Raw genomic sequence first — 9,730 nt, forward strand, 5'->3', positions numbered from 1 at the left:
TCACTGCTAACTTATAGACGTTAGCGATTGTAGCGAGGAGGGTGTTCATGAGTACCGGATTACGGGTCGCCATCGTCACCGGTGGGTCGCGAGGGATCGGCCGCGCCGTCGCCTCCATGCTCGCCGCGGCAGGCCAGGACGTCGCCGTCGTCTACGCGTCCAATGCCAAGGAGGCGGACGCCGCCGTCGGCGAGATCGAGGCGGCCGGCGCCCGCGGGATCGCGCTGCAGGCCGACGTGGCCGACGAGGTCGCGGTCGCCGCCGCCTTCGACACCGTGGAGCAGCGCCTCGGCCCTGTCGACGTCGTGGTCAACGCGGCGGGTGTGATGGCGCTGCAGCCGACCCGCGAGCTGGACCTGGCCGAGCTGGACCGGCAGTTGCGCGTCAACGTACGGGGCACGTTCGTCATGGCGAGGCAGGCCGCGCGGCGGATCCGCCCCGGTGGCGCCATCGTCGCCGTCTCCACCAGCGTCACCCGCCTGCACCTCCCGGCCTACGGCGCGCATGCCGCGACCAAGGGTGCGGTGGAGGCCCTCGCCCGGCGCGCCTGACCGACATGAAGGACAGATCCGCCATGCTTCTCATCCCACCCACCGGCGGCCGCCTCGGCGCCGCCGCCGCTCTCCTCTGCGCCCTGGTCCTGCTGTCCGGGTGCACGGAACCGGAGTCCCACGCGTCGCAGAACAGCGCAGCGCGGGATACGCGCGGCCTGGTCCCCGGCGAGGTCACCGAGATCGCCCGTGGCCTGACCATGCCCTGGGGCCTGACGTTCCTCCCGGACGGCTCCGCCCTGGTGTCCGAGCGGTCGTCGGCACGGATCCTGCACGTCAGGCAGGGCCGCGATCCCGCGCCGATCGGCACGGTTCCCGGCGTCGAGGTGAGCGCCGAGGGCGGTCTCCTCGGGCTGGCCGCCTCACCGTCTTTCGGCAGCGACCGCACCGTCTACGCATATGTGTCGGCCTCGCCCACCAACCGCGTCGTGGCGCTGCGGCTCACCCCCGACCTGCGCTCCCTGCGTCAGGACCGGGTGCTCCTGGACGGCATCGCGACCGCCGACCGCCATCACGGCGGGCGCCTGCGCTTCGGGCCGGACGGCAACCTCTGGATCGGCACCGGCGACGCCTTCTCGCCCGAGAACGCGGCCGACGACGAGTCACTGAACGGCAAGATCCTGCGGATCCGCCCCGACGGATCCGTACCGCCGGACAACCCCTCGGGGACCGCCGTCTACTCCAGCGGCCATCGCAACGTGCAGGGCATCGCGTTCGGCCCCGACGGCACCGCCTACGCGTCCGAGCTCGGTCACCGCACCTGGGACGAGCTGAACGTCCTGCGCCCGGGACGCGACTACGGATGGCCCGAGTCCGAGGGCCGAAACGGCTCGCACGGCGAACGCCCGCTCTTCACCATCCATCCCGACGACGCCTCGCCGTCCGGCATCGCCATCGCGGGCGGGGCCGTCTGGATGGGCGCGCTCGGCGGACAGCGGCTCTGGCGCCTGCCCGTCGACGGCCCGCGGGCGGACGGCGACCCCGTCGCCTACTTCACCCAGCGCTACGGACGGATCCGTACGGTGGAGCCGGCACCCGACGGCTCTTTGTGGATCACGACCTCCAACACCGACGGAGCGACGTGGGGCGGCACCGCCGCCCGGCCGGGCGACGATCGGATCCTCCGCGTCGACCTCGTCCGGCCCACCTCCTGACCCGTCCTCGTCACCGGAGCCGCCACCGGCCTCGGCAACCTCACCGCCCGGGCACTCACCCGTACGGACGTAATGACGTCCACCATCCGGCGTTGAGGCGGTCGGCAAGTCGCTCGCGACACAGCGCATGGGCTGCGGCGAGCTGCTGGCGCCGGTCCCCTTGACGCCAGGCGCGGGGGAGGGCGCGGCCAACCTGCGAAAATAACTCTATGAATTGAATCAACTACGTTGTGTAATGGATGCGTCGCAGAGCGAGACCAACAGCATCGGAGGTTCCCCCATGCCACGCATCCCCGCCAAGATCATCGCTGCGCTCGTATCGGTCGCCATGCTCAGCCTCTCCGCCGCCGCCCCCGCCCATGCGGCCGGGCCGGCCTACTTCGAGTTCACCGACACCAACGGCTACCCGCGGTTCGTCTTCCAGCTCACCGACCAGGCCAAGATCGCGCACGCGCGCCGGATCCTCAGCGGCGAGGAAACGCAGCGCATCCACGTCCACGGCCGGATCATCAAGAGGACCGTCGCGTACAACCCCCGGTGGAGCTACCACCTGCAGCCCGAGACGATCGACTTCTTCGAGATGGCGATCGAGGTCTGTGACTCCAGCATGCAATACCTTGAGGACCATCTGGACGAGGCCGGCGGGGCGTTCCTGCCCGGGGGGCACTGGTGCCCGTGGAGCTCCCGGCTGGTCCGTGAGGTTCCCGTCTCCTAGATCCTGCTGACGCCACGACCCCCGGGGATCCCTGGGGGTCGTGGCGTGTCACTGGCTCAGCGGGCGGCTGGCAGGCCGGCGAAGAACTCGATGACGTCCGCAGCCAGCAGGTCGGGCGCCTCCAAGGCGGCGAAGTGGCCGCCGCCGGGCATGTCGGTCCAGCGGACGAGGTTCGCGGCCTGCTCGACCCGCTCTCGCGGCTGGATCGGCAACTCGTACGGGAACGCGGCGACGCCGACCGGGACCTCGATGCGGCGTCGTGGGGAGAGCACCAGCGGGTCCGCCGCGCTCTCCTTGTACATCCGCATCGACGAGGTGATGGTCTGGCTGAACCAGTACACGCTGAGATTCGTCAGGATCTCGTCGAGCCCCACGGGGACCGCTCCGCCCGTCGCGCTCCGGTCGGTCCAAGCATGGAACTTCTCGACGATCCACGCGGCCATGCCCACCGGAGAGTCGGCGAGCGCGTAGCCGAGGGTCTGCGGGCGGGTCGCGTGCACGTGCGAGTAGCCGCCCTCCTCGCGCGCCCAGTCCTCCCGGCGGGCGTCGTAACGGGGCCCGGGACCGTCCGGCGCCTCCTCCGCGCCGCCCTCGAACCTGAACGACGGGAAGTTGAGGTGGACGCCGATGACGGCACCGGGTTCACGAAGGCTCATGCGCATGGCTACGCCGGCGCCGATGTCCCCGCCCTGGACGGCGTACCGGGAGTGGCCGAGCCCCTCCATCAGCGTGTGGAACAACCGGGCGGTCACCTCGGGGGACGTGCCCGGGGCGGTGGGGCGGGAGGAGTAGCCGAACCCGGGCAGCGAGGGGATCACCACGTCGAGCACGAGCCCGCGCGACGCCGCGGCCGCCGTGAGGGACGGTACGACCGAGAGCATCTCGACGAACGAGCCTGGCCATCCGTGGAGCAGGAGCAGTGGCAGCCGTGCGCGGCCGGGGGTCTCCGGGGCGCCAGCGATGTGGACGAAATGGAGCCGGTGATCCTCGACGTCCGCCATGAACTGGGGAATCTCGTTGAGTTCCGCCGCCTTGCGGTGCCAGTCGAAACGCGCCCACTCCTCGACGACGTGACGGAGGTAGGCCTGGTCCACACCCCAGCCCCAGGCCGCGTCGTTGATCTCGTCCGGCCAGCGGACCCGTCCGAGCCTGGTACGCAGGTCGTCGACCGTCTCGTCGTTCACCGGGATTTGCCAAGGTTTCCTGGAAAGGGAGGTAACCACCGTGATCTCACTCCGTTCAATGGCGTGATGCCAGATGTCATTCATTCACTGACGAGCTGACGAGCTGACGGGCTGACGGGCTGACGGCTGGTTGCCGACACCGTATGGGTCCATGCGGTCCGATCAGTGTGGCTGCGGCGTTCGCTGCCGGGAAATGGTCTCCGTCTCCCCATCCGCCGGTGGGCGGCTTCCCAGCGTCGGGGAGGGCGGGATGCTCTCAGGTGGCTGTTCGGAGGGCGGCTGGATGGGCGGTGTGGAGGCCGAGGGCTGCGGTGTGGCGGTCGTCGTCGGGGCGTCCGGGGACGCGGGGGTGGCCGAAGGCGTGGCGGTCGTGCCGGGTGTCGGGGTGGTGTGGGTGCTGGTCGCCGATGGTGTGGTGGAGGCGGACGGTGATCTGGTGGCGGACGGGGTCGGGGTCGCCGGGTAGAGCTGCCGGTGTGTGGCGGGCTCGGTGCGCCGGGCTTTGGGGGCGTGCTGCCTGGCCGGCTCGGCCTGGCGGCCGGTCGTGCCGTTCGCCTGGTCGGCCACCGTCCGGCCGGCGAGGACCTGGTAGATCTGGATGCTGCCGAAGCTGCTCGTGAGCACCAGCGCCACGGCCGCCCCCACCCGGAGCCAGCCCATACGGGCGCGCGATGGGGCGGGGGGCTGCGTGGCGGGTGCCGCGTCCGCCGTCAGCGACGCGGCACCCGCCGGCAGCGGGTCCGCCGGCAGTGACGCGTCCGCCAGCGTGGAATCGGCAGGCGTGGAATCGGCAGGCGTGGAGTCGGCAGGCGTGGAATCGGCAGGCGTGGAGTCGCCCGGGCGCCCGCGCCAGGCCGGCGCAGGATCCGCTGGGCGCCCGCGCCAGGCCGGTGCAGGATCGGCTGGGCGCCCGCGCCAGGCCGGCGCAGGATCGGCCGCACGCCCGCGCCAGGCCGGCGCGGACTCGGTCGGGCGCCTGCGCCAGCCGGTCGTGGTGTGCTGCTTGACCTTGTCGCCGGTACGCCGGAGGTAGTGGGTGTAGATGTCGGTGCCCACCGTGGTGGCCACGCTCATCACCGCCGCGCCGATCACCGTGCCCGCCACCCCCAGGTACGAGGCGGCTATCGCGGCGGTGAGTGCGGCCAGGGCGCCGCCGACGATCTTCGCGACATTGAGCCGCGCACGGTGTGCCCTTCTGCGTTCTTCGGTGGTGGTGGTCGTGCTGCTGCTGGTGGTGGTCGGGGTCTGGTGCCTGCCGGTCATGCTTGCGCTGGCCAGCCTTCCTCATGATCGGGAGCGTGGGCGCCCCCAGGCATGTCGGTGATGCGCGCGCCAGTATCAGAGGTGATCCAGAATCGGGGCCGGACCGCGACTCCCGCACAGGGTGATGGATGGCGCGCCGATCATGGCCGTGACGGCCACGCGGTAATCCCAGGGGCGCAGGTGAAAGCAGGGCCACGATGGCATATCGCGGCAAATGCCGTCAGCCTCGACGCGCCGTGCCTGCCTTCTCCTGGCCCAGACGTTGCCATCTCGGGAAATATCACCTCTATGAGGGACGGCGCTCGGCGAAGGCCGTGTCGCCGCCGAAGCGGGAGCGCAGGCGTACGTCGTAGTAGTCGGCGGCCTCCGCCAGCCAGTCGCAGGAGTTGGCCAGCTCGGCACTGGTCAGCGTCTGGGCGAGCAGCTCCGTGGCGGCGAACACGGTGCCGTCGCGCCAGAAGACGCGCAGGAAGCTGAGCCGCCCGTTCAGCTCGTTGAGCTCCGCCAGCAGCCCGTGCGACTGCTCGATCCCGCGCAGGAGGGGCGAGAACACGCGTACGACGGGTGGCGTGGCCTCCACGAGGCGGACATAGACCACCGCCGTACCGGATCGGATGGCGACGGGCTCGGCGGCGATGTCAGTGGTGAGGGGTTGCCCATCGAGGTACCCGGATATGAGCCGGTTGATCCTGGCCCGGAGGGGTGCGTGATTCGGCACGTTTCGACGCTACACCCGCCTCATCCGGACGTGCCGGGCCGCCCGGGCGGCAGGAATCCCCGCCGCCGGGCCTCCTTGACCCACCGATGCGCGGTGGTGATCGGGACGTCGCGGAGCTCGGCCAGCTCGGCCGCGGGACGTGCGGACACCTGGGCGAGCTCGTGATAGGTGTCGGCGATCTCCCGGTAGAAGTCGTCCGGACGGCCGCGCTTGCGAACCGGCGCCGGCCGGGGAACGGCGCGGTCGGGAGCGGTCATCTCCCAGCCCGCACCGTCGAGCGAGGGCAGCTCGGTCTGGCGGAGGCGGCTCACGGTCACCGGTGTGATCACGTCGTCGACGGCGGTGAGCTGCGCGTTGGCGGCGACCTCGATGCGCCCCACGGGGATCGACCGCAGCAGCCCGGCCGTCGGCGCGCCGTCGATGCGCAGCCCGGTGAGCACCAGGCGGCCACCGGCGGCCACGGCGACCTGGACGAGCACGGTGCCGGAGAGCGGTGGCTCCTGTCGCCACTCGTACCAGTCCTCCCCGACGGGGAAGAGCCGCCCACCTCGCATCCCGCAAGTGTAACGACGCGCTGGGAGCATCCAGACGTATTGCGCGCATCTAGACGTCTAAGTACGCTTATCTCGACCTAGGGTCCCGCCACGAAGGAGCTTCAATGATCGACATCGTCGAGCGGTACGACATCCCCGAGCAGCACTTCTGGCTGCGCGGCCCGCGATCGGGCGCGCCGGTCGAGTTCGACGCGCAAACCGGCATATGGAACGTCTACGGCTTCCCGGAACTGCAGGAGCTGCTCGGCGACCCGGCGACGTTCTCCTCCAACACCATGCGCGTCGTCCCGAAGAGCATGCTGGCGAAGATGGAGGACTTCTCGCTGGAGGGCTTCATCACCCAGATCGACCCGCCGGAGCACGGCAAGCTGCGCAAGCTGGTCACCAGCGCCTTCACCCGCAGGGTCGTCGCGGACCTGGAGCCGCGGATCGCCGCCGTCACCCACGAGCTGCTCGACGCGGCGCGCGACCGCGGCCGGTTCGAGCTGGTGGCCGACCTGGCCTACCCGCTCCCCGTCATCGTCATCGCCGAGCTGCTGGGGATCCCCGCCAGTGATCGTGCCCTGTTCAAGCGGTGGGCCGACGCGCTGTTCCAGCGCGACACCAAGATCTCGTTCAACGAGACCGCCGAGCGGCAGGACGTCGACCTCCAGGCCACGCTGAAGCCGTGGAACGAGATGAGCGCCTACCTCGCCGGCCACGCCGCCGAGCGCCGGCAGCGGCCGCGCGCGGACCTGCTCACCAGGCTGGTCGAGGCCGAGGTGGACGGTGAGCGCCTGCCCGCCGAGCAGGTGGTCAACTTCGCGATCGTGCTCCTGCTCGCCGGGCACGTGACCACCACGATGTTGCTCGGCAACACGGTGCTGTGCCTGGACGCCTTCCCCGTGCGGCAGGACGAGCTGCGGGCCGACCGCGCCCGGATCCCGGCCGCGATCGAGGAATCGCTGCGGTTCCTCACCCCGTTCGCCGCCCTCGGCCGGGCCACCACCCGCGACGTCGAGCTCGGCGGCGTGACGATCCCCGCCGACCGGGTGGTCATGGCCTGGCTCGGGGCGGCCAACAGGGATCCCCGCCAGTTCCCCGACCCCGACGTCTTCGACCCCACTCGCGACCCCAACCCGCATCTCGGCTTCGGCCGCGGCATCCACTTCTGCCTGGGCGCGCCCCTGGCTCGGCTGGAGGGACGGGTCGCGCTGAACATCCTGCTCGACCGGTTCGACCCGCTGCGCACCGATCCGGAGGACAAGGTGGAGTTCATCCCCACGCCGACCATGACCGGAGTCCGCCGCCTCCCGCTGGGCTGACCTCCGGGAGGTTGGCACTCGGGGCTATGGACAACGTGCCGCATACGTGATCTGACGGAGTAAGAGCGCCGACGATCACGAACAGGAGCACCTGGAAATGAGCGATACGCCGCGACTTCACTCCGCCGGGACCACCCTGCTGGACCGCGCCCGCGAGCTGCGCCCGCTGATCGAGGGGGAGGCGGCCGAGGCCGAGGAGCAGGGCAGGCTCACCACCCCCGTCGTGGACGCCCTGCACGAGGCGGGACTTTTCGGCCTCTGGGTGCCCGAGGCGCTCGGCGGTGCCGAATCGTCCCCCCGGGAACTGCTCGCCGTCTTCGAACAGCTCTCGTACGCCGACCCCTCGACGGGCTGGGTGGTCATGGCCACCAACCTGGAGAACGGCACCGCCGGCGCGTACCTGGGCGACGAGGCCGTCGAGCAGATGTTCAAGGGCCCCCGGATGCCGCTGATCGCGGGCCAGGGCACGCGGGCGGGCATCGCCGTACGCGAGAACGGCGGTTTCCGCCTGACCGGGCAGTGGGGCTTCGCCTCGGGCATGTACCACTCCCAGTACGCCCACAGCCTGGGCGCCATCGAGGGCACCGACGAGGTACGAATCTTCATCACCCCTGTCGAGGACGTCAAGATGCTCGGCAACTGGGACGTCCTGGGCCTGCGGGCGACGGGCAGCATCGACTACTCGATCGACGGCGCCTTCGTACCGGAGCCGTACACGCACGTCTTCGACCTGGACGAGCCGCTGCGCGGCGGCGCGATCTACCGGCTCGGTCTGCTCGACCAGGCGCTGATCTGCCACACCGGCTGGGCGCTCGGCGTCGGCCGGCGGCTGCTCGACGAGCTGGCCCGCTACGCGGCGGCGCGGACCGGGCGGCCGGGCCAGATCGCCGACACCAACGCCTTCCACGCCGACTTCGCCCGGGCCGAGGCGAAGTTCCGCGCGGCGAAGGCCCTGGTGCGCGAGACATGGGAGGACACCGAACGCACCCTGGACTCGGGCGGGACGCTCGACGTACGCCAGGAGACCATGATGCGGCTCACGCTCAACCACCTCACTGCGATGCTCGCCGAGGTGGCCGGGTTCGTGTACGCGTCGGGCGGCACCTCGGCGCTGCGCGACGGGCTGATCCAGCGGCTGTTCAGGGACGTGCACGCCGGCACCCAGCACATCCTGTCGGGACCGCAGATGCTCCAGGAGTGCGGCCGCGAGCTGGCCGGCCTGGCACAGGGCCAGTCGTGGGCGATCACCACCCTGGAGGGTCCATGACCGATGAGTTCTCCGGGCGGCGGGGGTCCCATGTCCGACACGTGACATCGGAGGAAGGATGAACCCGCCATGACAACCGCCACCCACTTCCTGGAGCGGCCCGGCGTGCGGCTGCGCTACGAGGTACGCGGCTCGGGTCCGCTGCTGCTGCTGGTCGGCGCGCCGATGGCCGCGGCCCACTTCGTGCCGCTGGCCGAGGCGCTGGCGGCCGACCACACGGTCGTCACGCACGACCCCCGGGGCATCTCGGGCAGCGTCCTGGACGACCCCACGCAGGACTCCACCCCCGAGCTGCGCGCTGACGACGTCGCCGCCATCCTCGACGCGATGGGTGCCGAGTCCGCCGACCTGTTCGGCAGCAGCGGCGGGGCGGTGACGGGGCTGGCCCTGGTCGCGCGGCACCCCGGCCGGGTGCGTACGCTCGTCGCACACGAGCCGCCCTCGGTGGAGCTGCTGCCCGACGCCGCCGAGCAGCGGGCCGCGGTGGACGACATGATCGAGACATTCCACCGTGCGGGGCTGGAGGCGGCCTTCGCGAAGTTCATGGGGAACGCGGGATTCGACGAGGGTGACGAGGATGCTCCCGCCGGGCCGCCCGGGGAGCCGTCGGAGCAGGACCTGATCGACGGCGCCCGGTTCTTCGCCCACGAGCTGCGTGGCACGACCCGCTTCGTGCCCGACATCGCCGCGTTGAAGGCCGGTCCTGCCCGGGTCGTCATCGGAGTCGGGGTGGAGTCGGGACAGCTGGTCACCTACCGGACCTCCGTGGCGCTGGCCGAGCTGCTCGGCACGGTGCCGGCGGAGTTCCCCGGAGATCACGGCGGGTTCATGGGGCAGCCCGAGGAGTTCGCGGAGGTGCTGCGGAAGGTCCTCGCCGGCGGGTGAGCCCGAGGTCGTGGGGGGCCGCGGAGGTCGCCCCCCCACGGGGCCCCCCCCCGGGCGCCCCCCGGGGGCCCCCCATCCCCCAAGGGGGGGTCCCGGGCCCCCCCGGGCGGGCCCGGGCGGTGGCGGGCGCCGCGC

10 protein-coding genes are annotated in these 9,730 nt (G+C 71.4%); 6 read left to right on the top strand and 4 right to left on the bottom strand.

All coding sequences use genetic code 11. The features are described from left to right. The first annotated feature begins 47 nt into the window (after window positions 1–47). The 3 genes from AB0J69_RS12850 to AB0J69_RS12860 all read left to right on the top strand — a co-directional run bounded on the left by AB0J69_RS12850 (window position 48) and on the right by AB0J69_RS12860 (window position 2,420). The gene (locus AB0J69_RS12850) at window positions 48–551 is read left to right on the top strand and encodes an SDR family NAD(P)-dependent oxidoreductase (protein ID WP_364116250.1); all 504 of its coding nucleotides are present in this window, start codon (window positions 48–50) and stop codon (window positions 549–551) included. 23 nt (window positions 552–574) lie between these two features. Then, the gene (locus AB0J69_RS12855) at window positions 575–1,705 is read left to right on the top strand and encodes a PQQ-dependent sugar dehydrogenase (protein WP_364116253.1); all 1,131 of its coding nucleotides are present in this window, start codon (window positions 575–577) and stop codon (window positions 1,703–1,705) included. Between the two features lie 280 nt (window positions 1,706–1,985). Further along, the gene (locus AB0J69_RS12860; RefSeq protein WP_364116256.1) at window positions 1,986–2,420 is read left to right on the top strand and encodes a calmodulin-binding protein; all 435 of its coding nucleotides are present in this window, start codon (window positions 1,986–1,988) and stop codon (window positions 2,418–2,420) included. Between the two features lie 56 nt (window positions 2,421–2,476). On the opposite strand, the gene AB0J69_RS12865 is transcribed toward AB0J69_RS12860, so the two are convergent. The 4 genes from AB0J69_RS12865 to AB0J69_RS12880 all read right to left on the bottom strand — a co-directional run bounded on the left by AB0J69_RS12865 (window position 2,477) and on the right by AB0J69_RS12880 (window position 6,139). After that, complete coding sequence (locus tag AB0J69_RS12865; protein ID WP_364116259.1) at window positions 2,477–3,688, bottom strand: epoxide hydrolase family protein; 1,212 nt, start codon at window positions 3,686–3,688, stop codon at window positions 2,477–2,479. A gap of 78 nt (window positions 3,689–3,766) precedes the next feature. Then, on the bottom strand, window positions 3,767–4,867 hold the full coding sequence (locus AB0J69_RS12870) for a hypothetical protein (RefSeq protein WP_364116262.1): 1,101 nt from the start codon (window positions 4,865–4,867) through the stop codon (window positions 3,767–3,769). A gap of 286 nt (window positions 4,868–5,153) precedes the next feature. Then, a complete protein-coding gene (locus tag AB0J69_RS12875) occupies window positions 5,154–5,585 on the bottom strand; it encodes a YbjN domain-containing protein (protein WP_364116265.1) in 432 nt (143 codons plus the stop codon). Between the two features lie 20 nt (window positions 5,586–5,605). Further along, window positions 5,606–6,139, bottom strand: coding sequence for a hypothetical protein (locus tag AB0J69_RS12880; RefSeq protein ID WP_364116268.1), 534 nt, complete (start codon window positions 6,137–6,139; stop codon window positions 5,606–5,608). A 104-nt stretch (window positions 6,140–6,243) separates the two neighbouring features. Between AB0J69_RS12880 and AB0J69_RS12885 the strand changes: the two genes are divergently transcribed. From AB0J69_RS12885 to AB0J69_RS12895, 3 genes are all read left to right on the top strand, one after another. Further along, window positions 6,244–7,443, top strand: coding sequence for a cytochrome P450 (locus AB0J69_RS12885; protein ID WP_364116271.1), 1,200 nt, complete (start codon window positions 6,244–6,246; stop codon window positions 7,441–7,443). Window positions 7,444–7,540: 97 nt separating this feature from the next. After that, complete coding sequence (locus AB0J69_RS12890) at window positions 7,541–8,710, top strand: acyl-CoA dehydrogenase family protein (RefSeq protein ID WP_364116274.1); 1,170 nt, start codon at window positions 7,541–7,543, stop codon at window positions 8,708–8,710. A 69-nt stretch (window positions 8,711–8,779) separates the two neighbouring features. Further along, window positions 8,780–9,595, top strand: a complete 816-nt coding sequence (locus tag AB0J69_RS12895; protein ID WP_364116277.1) for an alpha/beta hydrolase — start codon at window positions 8,780–8,782, stop codon at window positions 9,593–9,595. Window positions 9,596–9,730: the final 135 nt, after the last annotated feature.

The sequence above is a fragment of the Nonomuraea sp. NPDC049709 genome, assembly GCF_040674815.1.
GTDB lineage: Bacteria > Actinomycetota > Actinomycetes > Streptosporangiales > Streptosporangiaceae > Nonomuraea.

Coding starts and splice junctions, on each gene's coding strand:
- AB0J69_RS12850 (WP_364116250.1), top strand. CDS start 48: ATGAGTACCGGATTACGGGTCGCCATCGTCACCGGTGGGTCGCGAGGG.
- AB0J69_RS12855 (WP_364116253.1), top strand. CDS start 575: ATGCTTCTCATCCCACCCACCGGCGGCCGCCTCGGCGCCGCCGCCGCT.
- AB0J69_RS12860 (WP_364116256.1), top strand. CDS start 1,986: ATGCCACGCATCCCCGCCAAGATCATCGCTGCGCTCGTATCGGTCGCC.
- AB0J69_RS12865 (WP_364116259.1), bottom strand. CDS start 3,688: ATGAATGACATCTGGCATCACGCCATTGAACGGAGTGAGATCACGGTG.
- AB0J69_RS12870 (WP_364116262.1), bottom strand. CDS start 4,867: ATGACCGGCAGGCACCAGACCCCGACCACCACCAGCAGCAGCACGACC.
- AB0J69_RS12880 (WP_364116268.1), bottom strand. CDS start 6,139: ATGCGAGGTGGGCGGCTCTTCCCCGTCGGGGAGGACTGGTACGAGTGG.
- AB0J69_RS12885 (WP_364116271.1), top strand. CDS start 6,244: ATGATCGACATCGTCGAGCGGTACGACATCCCCGAGCAGCACTTCTGG.
- AB0J69_RS12890 (WP_364116274.1), top strand. CDS start 7,541: ATGAGCGATACGCCGCGACTTCACTCCGCCGGGACCACCCTGCTGGAC.
- AB0J69_RS12895 (WP_364116277.1), top strand. CDS start 8,780: ATGACAACCGCCACCCACTTCCTGGAGCGGCCCGGCGTGCGGCTGCGC.